We start from the raw sequence: 16469 nt of genomic DNA, 5'->3' as shown, positions 1-16469 counted from the left end.
CAGCCAACTGCGCTACTGGTTTATTTTGAAACTAAAGATTTTTAGTCTAAGCGACCTACTTGTTATTTCACAGCTGCTTTCAAAGCATCTACTTTATCAAGTTTTTCCCACGGCAGGTCAATATCCGTACGTCCCATGTGCCCATAGGCAGCAGTCTGACGGTAAATTGGTCGTTTCAAATCAAGCATTTGAATAATACCCGCTGGACGAAGATCAAAAATTTGTCGAACTGCTTCTTGAAGCTTGCTTTCTGAAACTGCACCTGTACCAAAAGTATCAATGCGGACTGATACTGGATGTGCAACTCCGATAGCATAGGCTAGCTGAACTTCTACTTTCTTAGCTAATCCTGCTGCAACAATATTTTTAGCAATATAACGCGCTGCATAAGAAGCAGAACGATCGACTTTTGTGGCATCTTTTCCTGAGAAAGCCCCACCTCCATGGCGTGCATAACCGCCGTATGTATCAACGATAATCTTACGTCCAGTTAAACCAGAATCTCCTTGAGGCCCACCAATAACAAAGCGACCAGTTGGATTGATGAAAAACTTGCTTTCTTCATCTAAATACTCTGCTGGAACTACTTCTTTAATGACCTTTTCAATCACATCTTGATGAATCTGCTCATTGCTTACTTCTGGGTCATGTTGAGTGGAAATAACAACAGTATCCACGCGCACTGGTTGGTCATTTTCATCGTATTCAACCGTTACTTGAGATTTTGCATCCGGACGAAGATAGGAAATTTCTCCAGACTTGCGAAGCTCTGCTAAACGACGGACTAATTTGTGACTGAGAGAAATGGGCAACGGCATTAGTTCAGGTGTTTCATCTACGGCAAAACCAAACATAAGCCCCTGATCTCCAGCACCAATCAAATCAAGTGGATCTTGTTCAGTATTTCCACGAATTTCAAGGGCTTCATTCACCCCTTGAGCGATATCTGGTGATTGCTCAACAAGCGACGGATGCACCCCCACTGTTTCTGCTGAAAAACCATATTCAGCTTTTGTATAACCAATCTCTGCAATTGTATCGCGAACTATGCGGTTAATATCCACATAAGCATTGGTAGAGATTTCCCCAAAAACATGGACAGAGCCTGTATAGACAGCTGTCTCAGCAGCCACATGAGCTTCTGGATCCTGCTCCAAGATAGCATCTAAAATAGCATCTGAAATTTGGTCTGCAATCTTATCTGGATGTCCTTCAGATACAGATTCAGACGTGAAGAGTTTACGTTCTGACATATTCATGTCCCCCTTTTAATGAAATATTCCCTCCTAAAAATTCTATTATTGCTAGGAAGTTACTTGAAAATCTGTAAACAGACTTACGTTAAAAAGTTACAAAGCACTAGTCTCTATGGTTAATATTTAATCTTTGACTACCTTTTCGGGACTATTTTAACTTCTCTATTGTATCATTTTTTATCCTAATAAACAGAAAATTTTCTAAAAATTATAAGAAATTTAAAATACAATAAGGTTGAAAAACACTTCCAACCTTATGCTTGTTATGATGATTTGCTTCCATAGACAATTTGCCCATCACAGATCGTATAGTGAACAACACCTTTTAATTTTTCACCGATAAATGGTGAATTAGCTGCTTTTGAGACAAAATCTTCTGTTATCATGCGTTCAGCATCTGCATCGAAAATGGTGAGATCTGCTGGCCCATTCTCAGCAAGGTAGCCCGCTTCAAAATCATAGAGTTGCGCTGGGTTAATTGTCATTTTTTCCAGCAACTGCATGAGTGTCAAATGACCTGCTTCCACCAAATAAGTCAAACCAAGCGAAAGTGACGTTTCTAGACCTGTCATACCAGACGGTGCTTTGGTGATGTCTTTTGCATTCTTTTCATCAGAGTGATGAGGTGCATGGTCTGTCGCAATGACTGAAATAACTCCAGACTTAAGTCCTTCAATGACAGCTAAACGATCTGATTCCAAACGAAGGGGCGGGTTCATCTTAGCATTGCTACCTTTTAACAACAATAGCTCTTCTGTCTTAGAAAAATGCTGCGGCGCTGCTTCTGCTGTTACGTGAGTGCCCAATTGCTGAGCGAATTCCACGACTTTCACACTTTCTGCTTTTGATAAATGCTGGATATGAATATGAGTATTGGTTGCATGAGCAATCATCACGTCACGCGCAATCATACTATATTCAGCGACCCCAGTCGCACCGCAAAATCCAAAATGTTCTTTGGCAATCTGCTCATTAAACCCAAGGATACCATTGAGTTCTGGGTCCTCTTCGTGAAGGCAGATAAATGTACCATTTTTGTCAGCTTCTTCCAAAGCTTCGCGTACCACTTTTGTACTTTTTAATGGAATTCCGTCATCTGAAAAACCAATAGCTCCCGCTTCCAAAAGCGCTTTGAAATCTGTCAAATGCTGTCCATCAAAATTCTTTGTAATGGTCGCGATAGACTTAATATGAATGTTTTCACGATTGGCAGATTCTAATACTTCTTTCAACGTCTCTACTGTTGAAATCGTTGGAGTGGTATTTGCCATCATGACAACCGTTGTAAATCCACCCGCTGCCGCAGCTAAAGCACCCGTATGAATGTCTTCTTTATGCGTCTGACCAGGTTCACGAAAATGAACATGAATATCAATCAGCCCTGGCGCCACCACCAATCCAGTCGCATCAATCACCTGAGCGTTTTCTGCCTTCAAATCCTGACCAATTTTAAGAATTTTTTTATCCTTAACCAAAACATCGCAAATCTGATCTAAACCAGACTTAGGGTCTATGACACGACCATTTTTAATTAACAACATGTACTTTTCTCCTTATTCTCCATAAAAATCAACATGACTCTCCACCAACTTCTCTCCTTTGTAAGAAAATTTAGCCGAGAAGAATGGTTTATCTTCTAAAATCCAAGATAGAAACGTATGATCTCCCTCCCAAGTTGGTTTGGACAAAACTTGTTCATAAGGCATCCATTCCAAAGTCCCCTCATCGCAGTCAATCAAGTCTCCCTCAAACTCCGTCACTTTAAATACATAGGTATACCAATCATGGTTAGGTGTAAAATCTGGAAACGTGATAATACCTTTTAATACTGGCTTATTGACCCGCAAACCTGTTTCTTCAAAGATTTCTCTTACAGCGCACTCCTGCGGCGTTTCACCTTTCTCTAATTTACCCCCAACACCAATCCACTTACCAGCATGAACATCATTAGGCTTTTTATTTCGATGTAGCAATAAAAATTCTTTGCCGTTGTCAATATAGCAAATCGTTGCTAACTTAACCATTTTTCTCCTTTCGAAAATACCACTATATAAAACTACTTATAATAACCAATTTATCGGCTCTATCCCTTGCGCTGTTAGAAAGGCATTGGTTTTAGAAAAAGGTTTGCTGCCAAAAAATCCACGATGAGCGGATAAGGGACTCGGATGAGGAGATTCTAAAATGAGATGTCTAGGATTAGTTATCAAGGCTTTTTTCTTGCGTGCATAAGAGCCCCAGAGTATAAAGACAACAGGTGTATCTTTTTCATTGACAACCTTAATCACAGCATCCGTAAACGGTTCCCAGATTTGACCGGCATGTCCATTTGCTTGCCCAGCAGGAACAGTCAAACTGGCATTCAGCAGCAAGACTCCTTGCCGTGCCCATGGTGTCAAATCATGAGATTCTTTGATGCCAATGTCATCTGCTAACTCTTTCAAAATATTTTGAAGAGAAGGCGGCGCTGGAATATCATCTGGTACTGAAAAGCTCAGCCCCTGCGCTTGACGCGGACCATGATAAGGGTCTTGTCCCAAAATCACTACTTTTACATCTGCTAAATCCGTCGTTTGAATCGCATTAAAAACTTTTTCACGCGGTGGATAGATTGTGCCTGATGAATAAACTTGATTTAAAAAGTAATTGATTTTACCAAAATACCCTTCAGGCAATTGCTGCTTAATCAAACTATGCCAAGCTGAATGTTCCATTGTTTTCTCCTCTTCTATACTCAATTACTTTTCTTCCTCAGGATAGGTCATTCCCCATTCTTTTCGTAAATCTGTCATGATTTTCATGACATCACGACTATAATGCAAGTACATCTCATCTTTGTCACCAGCTACTGCTTCTTCCATATCAAGTATTTCATACATTAAAGCATCACTCGTCTTTCCAGCTTCAATGATTTCTTGATGCCCGTCCCCCGTATAGGTAATAACCGCCTTTTGTCCTCGAGGATATTCATATATTTCAATATAGCCTTTATCATAAGCAATTGTTCCTCGCTTAGGCTGTTTAGCATGGAGACTCAAGGTCAAAGTCGCCATTTCTCCTTCGGCATTCGTTAGAAGAATCCCTGCTTGCTCATCGACACCCGTTGGTGCAAATTTCACTTGCGAAAGGACTTGGTTAGGGCTAGATGTCATAAACCACCGAACAAATGACAAGGCATACACGCCAATATCTAACAGTGCACCGCCAGCAAGCTGACGATTAAAGAAACGATTTGTCATATCATATTCTTTGTAGCTACCAAAGTTCATTTGAATCATTTTTAGATCACCCAATTGACCACTAGAAATGATGTTGTTCAATTTTCGATAGATTGGCATGTGGTAAATCGTCATCGCTTCTGCCAAAACGACATGTTCTTGCTCGGCTAATAAAACTGCTTCTTCCAATTCTTCTGAATTTAACGTAATGGACTTCTCACATAAAACGTGTTTCCCGTTTTTTAATGCTTTTCGTAAAAAATCAATATGCGTATTATGTGGTGTGGAAATATAGATAATGTCCACATTTTCGTCCTTAAATACGTCATCAATCTGATCATAAACTTTTTCAATACCATATTTCTGTGCAAAATCCACACCTTTTGCATACGTTCGATTGGCAACAGAATAGAGTTTTCCACCCAATTTCTCCAAGGCCTGTGCCAATTCATTAGCAATCACACCTGTACCTAAAGTTGCCCAATTATAGCGTACCTTATTTTCCATGGTCATTCTCCTAGCTACATAATTATCTTTATCATACCAAATTTTCCTTCATTTAGCTGACTTTTTGTGCAGAGACATCCCTTTTGACAAAATCCTATGAAATCAAACTATGCTTTTCTATCTAAACAATCGAATAAAATCAAGGATTACAATTATTCAGAATATTCCTTTATGTTATAATAAATTGAGAAGGGAGCAATTTTATGTGGTCTTGGTTTATTGTATTTTTACTTTTGGTTATTGCTTTATTTTACTTTTCAAATATCATAATAAAAACTATTATCGGATTTGGATTATTTATTTTTGCGATTGCTATCATTTGCTTTATCATTGATTATCACAACGATCCAAATAAAGACTAAAAATTGGCTTAAATAGGTCATTTTTCTAATGAGATAAATGAGATATAAGATTGGCTTATTCAGGAATAAATTCCTAAAAATGATATTAAAAAAATCGTCATTTCTAAAAAACACCCCAATGCATTATTGGAGCATTTCTAGTTTAGTTATCTTCAGAGATAGCTGAGTCCAACTCTTTCTCATCTGATTGAACAACTTGTTCTGGAGTTTCAGTTGTAGTCGCAGATTCTTGTTGAGGTTGATTTGGTGTTATTTCAGGTTCAACTGCTTGTTCTTGAACTGGTTCTTGTGGTTGAGTAAATTGTTGTGCTTGAACAGGTTGTTGCTGAGGTTGTGCTTGTTGCGTTGTAAACTGTCCTTGGTAAACCATAGGTTGTACTTTAGTTGGCATACAAAGTAAGACAATTAGAGCGATAGAACATGGTAACATAGCTAAAGCACCCAAGATATTTAAAAATGGAACCCACATCAAAAGTATAGGACCTGCATATAAAAAGATAAATGCCCAATGATAGCCAGCATCCCGCAAACGACGCACAATAATCGCCAAATTTGGGACTAAAGTTGCTATCCCAAAAACACTCAATAAAATAATGATAAAAAATTCGGAACCTAAACTACTTATAAAAATACTTGGATCAAATTCTCCTTCATAATCATAATAAGTCGCTTGCTGTACAACATTGAAGATTGCAACCAAAATTGACCCAAAAGCCATAATACCAAATGGAAGTGTAATTAAAATATTGTACAAAACAGACCACCAATAGTCAGATCTAGTTGATTTTCCTTCAAAATCAGCATAGTGAGTCCAAAACTTTTTATAAGCTGTAAACATCATAAATCTCCTAACATTTTAATTTCTAATAGGAATATCATACTTTCCCTAATAAATCAATGGAAATTAATTTTTAGAGAACAATTACTTGACCGTTTCTAATCGCCAGTTTGTCCACCCTGAAAATTTAACTGCCCCTTGTTCATCTGTCCGATAGAGTTTAGCAGGCAATTGTGCAAATCGCTCTATTGTATCTTGACTAGGTTGCTTAGATTGATTATTTTTCCCGACAGAAATGAGCGCAACCGTTGGTTCTATTTGTTGCAAAAATTTTGAACTTGATGAGTCCTTGGCTCCATGTTGCCCGACTTTCAAGACATCTGTTTTCAACTTTGGATAATGTTGCATCAGCTTTGCTTCCTCTTCTTCTTTCAAATCGCTTGCAAATAAAAATCTTGTACGGAAAAACTGACCATATAAAACGATCGAATGGTCGTTCTTGCTAGCACCCGAAAGAACTTGCAAATGATGATCAAAAATAGGAAGTTTGTCGCCTTGTTTTACGACATGAATGAATGTGTTTGTCTCCCCTAATTTCTTTAGAAAATCTGCATTGTTTAGACTACTTCTGGAAATATAAATTTTCTTTATTGCAAACTTTTTAGCAACTCCTAATACATCTCCTGCATAATCTGGATTAGGATTTGTTAAGACTAAAGTATCAATCGTATCTACGCCACGACTTTTTAGGTAAGGAATCAAAGTTTTCTCTGCATTTGAGCTAGTTGCTCGTTTTTGCCAAGCTTCTTTTGTTCTAATTTCCTCACGTCCGCCAACATCAATCAATACATTTTTTCCTTTCCAGTCTCTCAGAAAAATACTATCTGCTTGCCCGACATCCACCATTGTGATCTCGTTTTGCAAAGGAAATTTATTTATGAAAAAGAGTAATGAAAGAAACAGACTAAGAAATATTACCCATTTTTTATTTTTTCTAGCATCATACAAAATAGCCAATACAAGCAGCATAATAATCAGCAAAAGCGGACTGGGCTGCCCCAAAACGATTGGTCTGCCAAAGACACTTGCTATCCAACGAATACTATTTTCTAACCCTTCAAATAGAAAATTGACCTGAGTTAGCTTTATCAAAGGCGAAAAAAGAAAAATCAACGTCAAGCCTGGCAGCATCATTGCATCGAAAATTAGTGAAAAAACAAATGTCAACAAAATAGACCAAGGTTGAAATTCGCCAAAGTAAAAGATTAGAATCGGTAAAACACCAAGTGAAATGACACTACTCTCTACAACAACCTTTCGCCAAGAAGTCAAACTTTCAAAATCTATCACACTAATGACAAAAGCATAGGCACAAGAGAGAACTCCTCCTGCCGACAAAAGAAAGGACGGCATAATCAAGGACAAAATCATCATCGTTAAAGCAAAATTATCTAACTTAGTGATACCATGTTGCGATAATAATTTCTGAACTAAGCTCCGTACAACGGATACTGAAAATCCAGTCATTCCCGCATAAAAGAAAGAAAATGGATATTGAAATTTATGAACCATTTCCTGCGTAAACCCCAGCCTTAACAGTAACTTGCGAAATCCCTCCATAAAAAAGCCAACTTGCATGCCAGACAGCGCAAATAAATGAATAATTCCCAAGCTAGAATAAAGATTGCTCATTTCGTCAAAGGCTGTATCCAAGGCGCCAAATAAGAGCCCCGTCATGTAATTACTCATCGGATTTGGAAAATGGTTCTTGATAAATACCAGTGCCTTTCTTCGCCAGCTAGAGAACCACTCCAAAGGGTGCAAGCTGATTCTATCTTGGCTCGATAAAATGGTATCTACTTTTAAAATTCGATAAATCCCTTGCGTTTTTAAATAAGATTGGTAATCAAAACCAGCAAAATTACGCTTCTTCTCAGGGATTTCAAATTCTCCCTCAACTGTCAATGTAACCAAACTAGAGAGATTTTGAAAAGCCAATTGTTCTTCCTTTGATTTCAATTTGTAGTAAACTTGATAAGTCTGCCCATTTGTTTTACCACGGAAAGAAAGTGAATCTCCATTTACCTTAATCGTGTCAGGTAGAACTGCTACTTGTCTTACGGGAGAAGGTTCTACTTTCGTCTTCTGCTCTACCATTTCCCTACGAACAAAGAAAAAACCAGCAAAACAAGAGAGAATCATGAAGGTCATGAAACATTCTTTTGGTGAATAAAAGCGAAAAAGACGAATTACTAGAAAGATAAAACCCAACCAGCCTAACCAGCTACTTTGATAGATTGCAAAATATAACCAGACAAGCAAAAAAGCAATGTAAATTGGCTTAATCGGAAATTTTTTAATCCACTGTGACATATTCTTTCAATTTTTCTAGTGTTTTAGCGCCTACTCCTGATACATTTTTCAAGTCATCAACAGAATTAAATTTCCCGTTTGCCTCACGATAATCTAAAATATCTTGTGCACGTTTTTGACCAATACCAGAAATGGTCTGCAGCTCAGATAAATCAGCTGTATTTAGATTGACCTTATTCCCTTTTTGCGATGCGACTTCACTAGTTCCTGACGTTGAAGATTGTCCTGTATTGCTTGAAACACTCGCCGCATTCTCACCCATAGTTGCCACATAAACAACAGCTTCATCCGTTAGCTTTTGCGCCAAATTGACGGATTTGCTATCAGCGTCTGTCGTTAAACCACCTGCTTTTTGAATCGCATCATTGATACGGCTGGTCTTTTTCAGTTGATAAATACCTGGATTTTTGACTGCACCCTTGACATCTACGGTTAAAAATTCTGATTCTTCACTGGAACTCGTTTGAGGCTCTGCTTTTTCTTTCTGTGAGTTTTTCTTCGTTTCAGTTGAAGTTTCTTTCCGTTCTAGTTTTGCATTTGTGGCCTCTTGTGCAATATCTCCCACATTAGATTGTCTAGCAGATTTACTAGTCATCAGAAAAAATCCTGCTATTATCAAACCAATCAAACTTAGACCAATCAAAATTTTATACTCTTTCATCTTTTCAATGATTGTCTCTAACATCTTTCCTCCTAAGTTGAATGAAAATTTGCTTTATCTATTTATTCGTAAAACAAATAAAAAAGCTGAAAAAATTTCTCAGATTTTGCCATGTTAGAAAAGGGTTTTTGATAAAGATTGACCAATCAACTACCTCGAACTACTAAAAAATCGGAAACAACTTCCGATTTTTACATCTTGTATATTATCTCACATTATAAGCCTTCATCGTCCGAGCAATGTCTCTATTTTGCTCACGAAGTTTAATGGATTCACGCTTGTCATAGTCGTGTTTCCCTTTAGCCAATCCTAAAAGTAACTTGGCATAACCGTCCTTAAGATAAACTTTGAGGGGAACCAAAGTCATTCCAGTTCCTTTGGTTTCCTGCTCTAATTTCTGGATTTGCTTTTTATGCAATAGCAATTTTCTCCTACGTTCAGGATCTTGATTCCAGATATTGCCCTCCTCATAGGGAGCGATGTGAACATTACTGAGCCAGACCTCTCCGTTTTTGACTTGAGCAAAGCCGTCTTTCAGGTTAATTCGTGCAGCCCGCACACTTTTGATTTCAGTTCCGGTCAGAACCATGCCCGTTTCAATCGTATCAACAATCGTATAGTCGTGTCGTGCTTTTTTATTTTGCGCTACGACCTTTCCTTCTCCCTTTGCCATTCTTGCTTCCTTTCTTTACCACTTCTTTATAAAAGGGTTTCTTGCCCTTGTTTTTCTTTAATTTCTTATCCCTAGGAGCTTTTCCTTTCGGAGATTTGTCTCTTCGTTCTCTGTTATCTTGATGCGACTGTTGACGCCTATCACGATTGGATTGCTTTCTCTTTTCAATCACGTCATATTCACTAGGTAGGTATTCAAAGTCAATCTCTCCCGTAGCCTTATCAGCCCGAACTAGCTTAATGTGAATCTGTTGACCGACACGGAAAACAACACCTGACTTTTCACCCTGTAAAGTTAGATTGCGTTCATTGTAGTGGAAAAATTCTGGCAGGTTGGTTACATGAATCAAACCTTCAACTGTGTTTGGAAGTTCAACAAAAAGACCGAATTTAACAACGCTTGATACAATACCATCAAATTCTTCTCCCACAAATTCTTCCATAAACTCAGCCTTTTTCATAGCTTCTACTTCTCGCTCTGCTTCAATAGCTCGCCGTTCCCTGCTGGAAGACTGACTGGCAATGTCTGGAATGACTTGCTCAAAATGCTCTGCTATTTTCTTAGAACGCCCGTAATCGCGCACCATACGGTGAACCAAAAGGTCTGGATAACGGCGAATCGGACTAGTAAAGTGAGTATAAAACTCGGCTGCCAAACCATAATGACCGTGGTTGTGCTCTGAGTAACGAGCCTGCTGCATGGAGCGCAAAAGCATCATAGACAGCACTTCCTCATAAGGCTGACCGTGAACTGCTTTCATAATATCCTGAAGGGCAGATTGGCTCATAGAATTAGCAGTTCCGTAAACCCGAACGCCAAAAGTGGAAGCATAGTCAATAAACTTCTGTACTTTTTCAGCCTTAGGTTCTTCGTGGATTCGATAAATAAAGGGCAGGTTTAACGTAGCAAAATGCTCCGCCACTGTTTCATTGGCGACTAGCATAAAGGACTCAATCATACGCTCCGCAAGTCCACGCTGGCGCAAAACAATATCTACTGGACGTCCGGTCTTATTGACCAAAATTTTAGCTTCTTTCGTATCAAAATTAAGAGCTCCACGTTTGTATCGCATCCGCTCAAGAATTGTATGAAGTTCCACCATTGCTTCAACACTCGGTAAAATCGCTTTAAAAGCTGCTCGTTTTTCCTCATCTCCTGCAATCATGTCATTCACATCGCTATAGGTCATACGAAAGGTAGTTTTAATGATTGTTTGAGTAATAGTATGCTTGACAACTTGACCTTTTTGGTCAATCTCCATGATAGCCGATTGCGTCAGCCGATCTACATTAGGATTGAGCGAGCAGATGCCATTGGACAGGCGCTCAGGTAGCATAGGCACCACTCGGTCAATCACATAAACCGATGTCGCTCGATTGAGGGCTTCCTTGTCCAACTCAGATCCTTCTTTGACATAGTAAGAAACATCTGCAATGTGAACTCCTAGTTCAAAATGCCCGTTTTCCAGCTTCTTGATATGAACTGCATCATCCAAATCTTTCGCATCCGCCCCGTCAATGGTAAAGGTAATTTCATTACGCAGATCTAAACGTCCTTCAAAATCTTTTTCAGACAGCGCCTCTGGAATCGTTGATGCTTCCTTCAAAACTCTTTCTGGAAACTCAGACACAATATCCATGGACTCCAAAACTTCCAGAACATCAATTCCTGGATCATCCTTATGACCGACCACATCTAAAACATTAGCTACAAAAAAGTCATGCTTTTTAGTTGGATATTTATCAATCTCTACTTTTAAAATCTCTGTTCCATCCAAAATCAAAGCAGGCTTCTTAATATAAATAGGTTGACTGATTTTCTGATTTTTTGACCGAATATAGCCAGCATACTTAGGCTTCTCTTCGTCTAAGATAAGCTGACCCACTGCTGTTTTCAAGCTGTGTTCCAAAACATCAATAACCTTGGCTTCAGCAGATGTTCCCTTGCTGCGATCTGCAACCTTAGTGATTGCAACTTCTACCGTATCACCATCAATCGCATAGTTGACATCATTGCGACCAATAAAAAGATCATCCTCTTCTTCATTTAAGGTAACAAAACCAAAGCCATTTTTATGGGCGTGAAAGATTCCTTTCAAGGTAAGCATTTGCTTTTCTTTGCGAAGCTGGATTTTCCCTGCATCGCTAAAGGCCAGCTGACGTTTTCGCTCCATTTCAGAAATCGTTTTGACTAGGTTTCTAAAGTCTTTCGCCTTTTCTTTCCCTAATCCCTGCGCCAGTTCATCCATACTAGCTTCTTTTTTTTCTCTTAAATAGCTTAAAATTTCTTCTTTCATTCTTTCCTTTTTTCTTATGTTTTCTAAACTTTAAGTCGCCTTTACTCATCTACTACAGAAAAAATAGGCAAAGACAAAGTCAGAGCCCATTTTATTTACTAGATAAGATTGTCAGCATTAATGCAATCAACAACCAAAAGAAAACCATCACTCCCGTCAAACGCTGCATAACTGCTTCAAATCCTCTGGCTTTTGGTCGTTCAAACAAATCACCCGCACTTGCGTCAAATACATTACTTGATTGATTTTTGGTTGGTTGCATAAAAATTGCAATTAAAATAAATACTGATAAAATCAATAAAATGGTTAATAATAAATTATACATATCAAACTCCTTAAAATCTCATTTATTTTACCATAAAACTTATTTTGATTCAAGATGTAAGGTCACTTTTCTTTCTTTGGGACAGTATTTTAATACCTCAACCTTTTCTGGATGTGTTTTCATATTTTTACTCGTTAAATAATTCTGACTGCCGCAAGAAGAACACTTTAAATTAATTTTTACTCGCACTGATTTCCTTTGCTCCTAAATATTTTCTAAAACTAAACAATAAAAAGAAGAAGTTCAATAAAGCTAAACCTGCTGTGCTATAGAAAACCCAATGATAGCCAAAATGAACAGAAATAGCTGACCCCATTAACGGTCCAATAACGCCACCAATATAAAAGAAGGTTTGATTGTAACTGAAAATCCGTGAAATACCTTCTTTTGGAGTAATTTTATTGAGCAGAGAGCTAACTCCAGGCAAAAGCGCACCCGTCCCCAGACCAAACAGAAAACGATAAATTCCCAATTCAAGTGGCGTACCAGCCCTCGCACAGAAAATATAAATAACAAAACTATACAAAAGAGCCAGTAAGAGCAAACGGTGATTTCCCATTTTATCTCCTAGTTTTCCCAGCCAACTAGATGAAAATATGCTTGAAACTCCCATAGCTGAAACGATTGCACCAGATACTAGCAGCAGATTTTCTTTTTGCCCTAAAGAGCGGATATAAAGTGTCAAAATAGGGGAAATGGACTGCCCAATCATCTGAATCACCATGCTAGTAATGAACAAAGCAAAAAGGATTGACTTTTGAGGAATTCGTTGAAAGAGTTGCTTGGTCGAAACTTCTTTTTCCTTAGAGACGGGATGAAAATCTTCTTTTATCCCAAAAATGGTCCACAAAGTAACAACAAACAAGAAAAATCCAACCAAAAGGAAGACATTTCTCATTCCCAAGCTTTGAGCAATCATTCCTCCCAAAAGAGGTCCCATCAGAGTCCCCGCTACGACACCTGTTGACAATGTTCCCAAGGCATAACCAGAGTGTTTTTTAGGAGCTTGACTAGCAATCAAAGCCGTGCTATTCGGTACATAACCAGAAAACACCCCATTTAACAGTCTCAATACAATGAGCCAAAATACATTCGGTACAAAAGCCAAGCCTCCCATCGTAAAGGTCATTGCAAAAGCTGCCCGAATCATCATTGGTTTGCGACCGTACCTATCAGCTAAACTTCCCCAGACAGGCGATAAAAGCGCTGCTGTCAAAGCTGTACTCGAAACCGCCAAGCCTGAATAAAATTCAACCATAGAGCCTCTAGCGCCTAATTCTTCCACGTATAAAGACATAAAGGGAACAACTAGTGACAGGCTAGCACCTATAAAAAAGTTCCCCAACCAAGCAATCCATAAATTCCGTTTCCAATTCACTTGATTCTTAATAAAATCATCTTCTTTCCAACTTGTTTATAACACAGAATAATAAACATCACTCTGCCTTTTTAATTCTTCTGAAGATCCTAGTTGTGCATTTTTAATAATGATTTTCCCAGCCAGTCTCTAAAAATTTTTTATAATCAATGTTCAATTGACACAATTCTTATCCTTTGTCATTAACCAATAATCAATCTATTAGACTACTTTGAGCATCATCTGAATGATAGCCTATCTAATATAGGGTTGTCTATACTAAAAATGCATTCTTAAAGCAATCTTTCCTTGGGGGTGTTCGTTCATCACATATTGGATGGCTTGTGAAACCTGAGTAATGGGATAGACCTTATCAATGAAAGGTTTGATTTCTTTCTTCATCACTAACATCTGCATTTCATTATAATAAGCTGCTCTTGGTTTTAGAAAGTAACTAAAATAGCGAACCCTTTTTGAAAAGAAAGATTGCAAGAATGAAGCAGGCAGATAGCTCGCTCCTACACCTACTAGAATACCATCTTTCTTCAAATGTGCCTTTAGTATCTTCAAATCAACATGTCCATTAACGGCTAAAATGAGATCATCCTTTCCTGCTGCTTTCTCAAAGTCATCATGTTGATAATCAATGACTCTATCACATCCCAAATCAGTTGCCATCTTCAAATTGCGCTGGCTGCATACACCGGTTATAGATGCTCCTAAAGCTTTGGCGTAACACACTAAAAGATGCCCTACACCGCCCGAAGCACCATAAATTAAGACACTCTGACCAGACTGCAATTGCCCTGTACATAAAGCGCCTATGGCTGTCTTAGAGGCACTAGCTAAAACAGCTGCTTCTTCATATGAGAGGTAGCTTGGTTTAAGTACAGTCTGCTTTTCTTCCAGTAAAGCATATTCAGCCCAAGCTCCGAAAGCCATGAAACCTAATGTTTGACCAAAGACCTCATCTCTTTTTTTAAAGTTTTGAACTTGTTCTCCAACTGCTTCGACCTGCCCTGAAACTTCACCTCCCAAAATTTTTCCTTTACCTCCAAAAAGAAGGGTTGCTCGAGCAAACAAAGACAGTTTTTTCCCTTTAAAGCGCTCATAGTCAACATTATTTAGAGAAGAATAGTTTACTTTCACTAGAATCTGGTGTTCCTTAGGAATTGGGCGTTTTATCTCTTTTACTTCAAAAGCATTCCCCAAATCGCCTCCTCTATAAACCATTGCTTTCATCATTTCTTAATCTCCTAAGCTTCTTATCAATCTGTTCTATCAGCTCTTCTAAATTGCCATCATTTTTGATTACAAAATCTGCATAAGGAACTTTATCCTCCAGCTTCATCTGACTGGCAAGGCGTTGCTGCGCCTCTTCTTGTGAATAGCCATTTCGTGCCTTCAACCGCTTGATTTGTGTCTCTGGATTCACGTAAACCAGCCAAACCTCATCAAACCAGTCTGCATAATCCTGCTCAAATAAGAGCGGAATATCCATAAAGAAAGTCTCCTCAGTCTTAGCCAGTTGGTCGCGTCGATTGGCTAACTCTTTCCGAATGATATCATTTTGTAGCTGGGAAGATTTCGCTAAATTTTCTTGGCTAGAAAAAATGAGCTGAGATAGTTTAGGACGATCAAGCTCACCTGCTTCGTTCAAGATAGCAGACCCTAGCCAGCTGACCAATGCTTGATAGAGTTTACCGCCTTTCGCCTGCAATTCATGGACCACCTGATCCGCATCAATGACCTGATAGCCCTTTTGCCTGAGATAATTTGTGACTGTCGATTTGCCAGAAGCAATACCGCCTGTAATTCCGATTATTTTTGCCATGTCCTACCTCATTTTTTGACAATGTGGACAAAGGTGAGTTCCACGACCAGCTAGTTTGATTTTTTCAATTTCGTGACCGCATCTAGTACAAGGTTGGCCTGTTTTTCCATAGACTTGTAGGAAATCCTGCATGGTTCCGTCTTCTCCCAAAGCATTGCGGTAGGTGCGAATGGTTGAACCGCCTTTTTCAATACCTAGCTGCAAGACTGCAATAATCTGCTTGCGTAATTCCTCTGCTTCTCCAGCAGTCAAACTTTGAGCTGCTCTTGCCGGATGAATCTGCGCCCGCCATAATACTTCATCTACATAGATATTGCCAAGACCAGCTACTAAAGTTTGATCCAACAGGTAAGGTTTAATCAATTTCTTAGATTTTTTCAGAGCGGTTTCAAATGGCAGTAAATGAAAATCTGATTCGGTCGGTTCTGGTCCTAGTCTTCGCTTAGTAAAATAGGATTCTAATTGCTCTTTTCTCAACAACTCCATCGTACCAAATTTCCGAACATCCTGATAAACGAGGCTGCTGCCATCTGTAAAATGAAAAATTACATGAGAATGCTTCGTCAACTGGACCTCTTCAGGATAGAAAAGATACTTTCCTTCCATGCGCAAATGCGAAATCAGCACCCAATTCGTCAAATAAAAAATCAGATACTTGCCCCGACACCCAACAGCATCAATGCTTTGCCCCGGTAATTCTAAGACAAAAGGATCTGCCCCCGTTCCAATCATCTTGGCATAACGGACATCTACCTTTTCAATCTCTTTTCCTTTAACCAGCCGCTCTAAACCACGGCGTACCGTTTCTACTTCTGGTAATTCGGGCATA

At 38.8% G+C, this 16469-nt stretch carries 17 protein-coding genes; 1 reads left to right on the top strand and 16 read right to left on the bottom strand.

Translation table 11 applies throughout. The annotated features are described in order from the left end of the window. Positions 1-62 precede the first annotated feature (62 nt). The 5 genes from metK to IYQ23_RS03590 all read right to left on the bottom strand — a co-directional run bounded on the left by metK (position 63) and on the right by IYQ23_RS03590 (position 4981). Positions 63-1253, bottom strand: a complete 1191-nt coding sequence (gene metK / locus IYQ23_RS03610; RefSeq protein ID WP_195674095.1) for a methionine adenosyltransferase — start codon at positions 1251-1253, stop codon at positions 63-65. Positions 1254-1519: 266 nt separating this feature from the next. After that, positions 1520-2797 carry a dihydroorotase gene (locus tag IYQ23_RS03605; RefSeq protein WP_195674094.1) on the bottom strand — a complete coding sequence of 426 codons (1278 nt, stop codon included), beginning with the start codon at positions 2795-2797 and terminating at the stop codon, positions 1520-1522. A gap of 12 nt (positions 2798-2809) precedes the next feature. Next, entirely contained in the window at positions 2810-3280 is a 471-nt protein-coding gene (locus IYQ23_RS03600; RefSeq protein WP_195674093.1) for an NUDIX hydrolase, read from the bottom strand. A gap of 36 nt (positions 3281-3316) precedes the next feature. Beyond that, the gene (locus tag IYQ23_RS03595; protein WP_195674092.1) at positions 3317-3970 is read right to left on the bottom strand and encodes a uracil-DNA glycosylase; all 654 of its coding nucleotides are present in this window, start codon (positions 3968-3970) and stop codon (positions 3317-3319) included. A gap of 24 nt (positions 3971-3994) precedes the next feature. Next, complete coding sequence (locus IYQ23_RS03590; RefSeq protein ID WP_195674091.1) at positions 3995-4981, bottom strand: Gfo/Idh/MocA family protein; 987 nt, start codon at positions 4979-4981, stop codon at positions 3995-3997. A 203-nt stretch (positions 4982-5184) separates the two neighbouring features. Here IYQ23_RS03590 and IYQ23_RS03585 point away from each other — a divergent pair, with 203 nt between their 5' ends. After that, positions 5185-5343, top strand: a complete 159-nt coding sequence (locus IYQ23_RS03585; RefSeq protein WP_003031708.1) for a hypothetical protein — start codon at positions 5185-5187, stop codon at positions 5341-5343. A 142-nt stretch (positions 5344-5485) separates the two neighbouring features. Here IYQ23_RS03585 and IYQ23_RS03580 read toward each other — a convergent pair whose 3' ends face one another. From IYQ23_RS03580 to mutM, 11 genes are all read right to left on the bottom strand, one after another. Then, a complete protein-coding gene (locus tag IYQ23_RS03580) occupies positions 5486-6184 on the bottom strand; it encodes a DUF805 domain-containing protein (RefSeq protein ID WP_229311924.1) in 699 nt (232 codons plus the stop codon). Between the two features lie 81 nt (positions 6185-6265). Beyond that, positions 6266-8494 carry a DNA internalization-related competence protein ComEC/Rec2 gene (locus IYQ23_RS03575; RefSeq protein ID WP_195674090.1) on the bottom strand — a complete coding sequence of 743 codons (2229 nt, stop codon included), beginning with the start codon at positions 8492-8494 and terminating at the stop codon, positions 6266-6268. Next, positions 8478-9179: a helix-hairpin-helix domain-containing protein gene (locus IYQ23_RS03570; protein ID WP_195674089.1), complete on the bottom strand. Its 702-nt coding sequence runs from the start codon at positions 9177-9179 to the stop codon at positions 8478-8480. Before IYQ23_RS03570 ends, IYQ23_RS03575 begins: the two co-directional genes overlap by 17 nt. A gap of 181 nt (positions 9180-9360) precedes the next feature. After that, entirely contained in the window at positions 9361-9828 is a 468-nt protein-coding gene (smpB, locus tag IYQ23_RS03565; protein WP_022526922.1) for an SsrA-binding protein SmpB, read from the bottom strand. After that, positions 9791-12124, bottom strand: a complete 2334-nt coding sequence (gene rnr / locus IYQ23_RS03560; RefSeq protein WP_195674088.1) for a ribonuclease R — start codon at positions 12122-12124, stop codon at positions 9791-9793. The genes smpB and rnr overlap by 38 nt, the downstream gene beginning before the upstream one ends. A gap of 91 nt (positions 12125-12215) precedes the next feature. Next, positions 12216-12449 carry a preprotein translocase subunit SecG gene (gene secG, locus IYQ23_RS03555; protein ID WP_003024744.1) on the bottom strand — a complete coding sequence of 78 codons (234 nt, stop codon included), beginning with the start codon at positions 12447-12449 and terminating at the stop codon, positions 12216-12218. A gap of 39 nt (positions 12450-12488) precedes the next feature. Beyond that, positions 12489-12638, bottom strand: coding sequence for a 50S ribosomal protein L33 (gene rpmG, locus IYQ23_RS03550; protein WP_003024746.1), 150 nt, complete (start codon positions 12636-12638; stop codon positions 12489-12491). Then, a complete protein-coding gene (locus IYQ23_RS03545; protein ID WP_195674087.1) occupies positions 12622-13827 on the bottom strand; it encodes a multidrug efflux MFS transporter in 1206 nt (401 codons plus the stop codon). Before IYQ23_RS03545 ends, rpmG begins: the two co-directional genes overlap by 17 nt. 258 nt (positions 13828-14085) lie before the next feature. Next, positions 14086-15051, bottom strand: coding sequence for an NAD(P)-dependent alcohol dehydrogenase (locus tag IYQ23_RS03540; RefSeq protein WP_195674086.1), 966 nt, complete (start codon positions 15049-15051; stop codon positions 14086-14088). Then, the gene (gene coaE, locus IYQ23_RS03535) at positions 15029-15640 is read right to left on the bottom strand and encodes a dephospho-CoA kinase (RefSeq protein ID WP_049517471.1); all 612 of its coding nucleotides are present in this window, start codon (positions 15638-15640) and stop codon (positions 15029-15031) included. The genes IYQ23_RS03540 and coaE overlap by 23 nt, the downstream gene beginning before the upstream one ends. A gap of 3 nt (positions 15641-15643) precedes the next feature. Further along, positions 15644-16468, bottom strand: coding sequence for a DNA-formamidopyrimidine glycosylase (gene mutM, locus IYQ23_RS03530; protein ID WP_195674085.1), 825 nt, complete (start codon positions 16466-16468; stop codon positions 15644-15646). Between the last annotated feature and the right edge of the window lies 1 nt (position 16469).

This window comes from Streptococcus sp. HF-100 (assembly GCF_015594635.1).
In the GTDB taxonomy this organism is placed as follows: Bacteria; Bacillota; Bacilli; order Lactobacillales; family Streptococcaceae; genus Streptococcus; species Streptococcus vaginalis.
The sequence above is the reverse complement of the archived record's forward strand: the minus strand, read 5'-3'. Positions and strand labels throughout refer to the sequence as shown.

Coding starts and splice junctions, on each gene's coding strand:
- metK (WP_195674095.1), bottom strand. CDS start 1,253: ATGTCAGAACGTAAACTCTTCACGTCTGAATCTGTATCTGAAGGACAT.
- IYQ23_RS03605 (WP_195674094.1), bottom strand. CDS start 2,797: ATGTTGTTAATTAAAAATGGTCGTGTCATAGACCCTAAGTCTGGTTTA.
- IYQ23_RS03600 (WP_195674093.1), bottom strand. CDS start 3,280: ATGGTTAAGTTAGCAACGATTTGCTATATTGACAACGGCAAAGAATTT.
- IYQ23_RS03595 (WP_195674092.1), bottom strand. CDS start 3,970: ATGGAACATTCAGCTTGGCATAGTTTGATTAAGCAGCAATTGCCTGAA.
- IYQ23_RS03590 (WP_195674091.1), bottom strand. CDS start 4,981: ATGGAAAATAAGGTACGCTATAATTGGGCAACTTTAGGTACAGGTGTG.
- IYQ23_RS03585 (WP_003031708.1), top strand. CDS start 5,185: ATGTGGTCTTGGTTTATTGTATTTTTACTTTTGGTTATTGCTTTATTT.
- IYQ23_RS03580 (WP_229311924.1), bottom strand. CDS start 6,184: ATGATGTTTACAGCTTATAAAAAGTTTTGGACTCACTATGCTGATTTT.
- IYQ23_RS03575 (WP_195674090.1), bottom strand. CDS start 8,494: ATGTCACAGTGGATTAAAAAATTTCCGATTAAGCCAATTTACATTGCT.
- IYQ23_RS03570 (WP_195674089.1), bottom strand. CDS start 9,179: ATGTTAGAGACAATCATTGAAAAGATGAAAGAGTATAAAATTTTGATT.
- smpB (WP_022526922.1), bottom strand. CDS start 9,828: ATGGCAAAGGGAGAAGGAAAGGTCGTAGCGCAAAATAAAAAAGCACGA.
- rnr (WP_195674088.1), bottom strand. CDS start 12,124: ATGAAAGAAGAAATTTTAAGCTATTTAAGAGAAAAAAAAGAAGCTAGT.
- secG (WP_003024744.1), bottom strand. CDS start 12,449: ATGTATAATTTATTATTAACCATTTTATTGATTTTATCAGTATTTATT.
- IYQ23_RS03540 (WP_195674086.1), bottom strand. CDS start 15,051: ATGATGAAAGCAATGGTTTATAGAGGAGGCGATTTGGGGAATGCTTTT.
- coaE (WP_049517471.1), bottom strand. CDS start 15,640: ATGGCAAAAATAATCGGAATTACAGGCGGTATTGCTTCTGGCAAATCG.
- mutM (WP_195674085.1), bottom strand. CDS start 16,468: ATGCCCGAATTACCAGAAGTAGAAACGGTACGCCGTGGTTTAGAGCGG.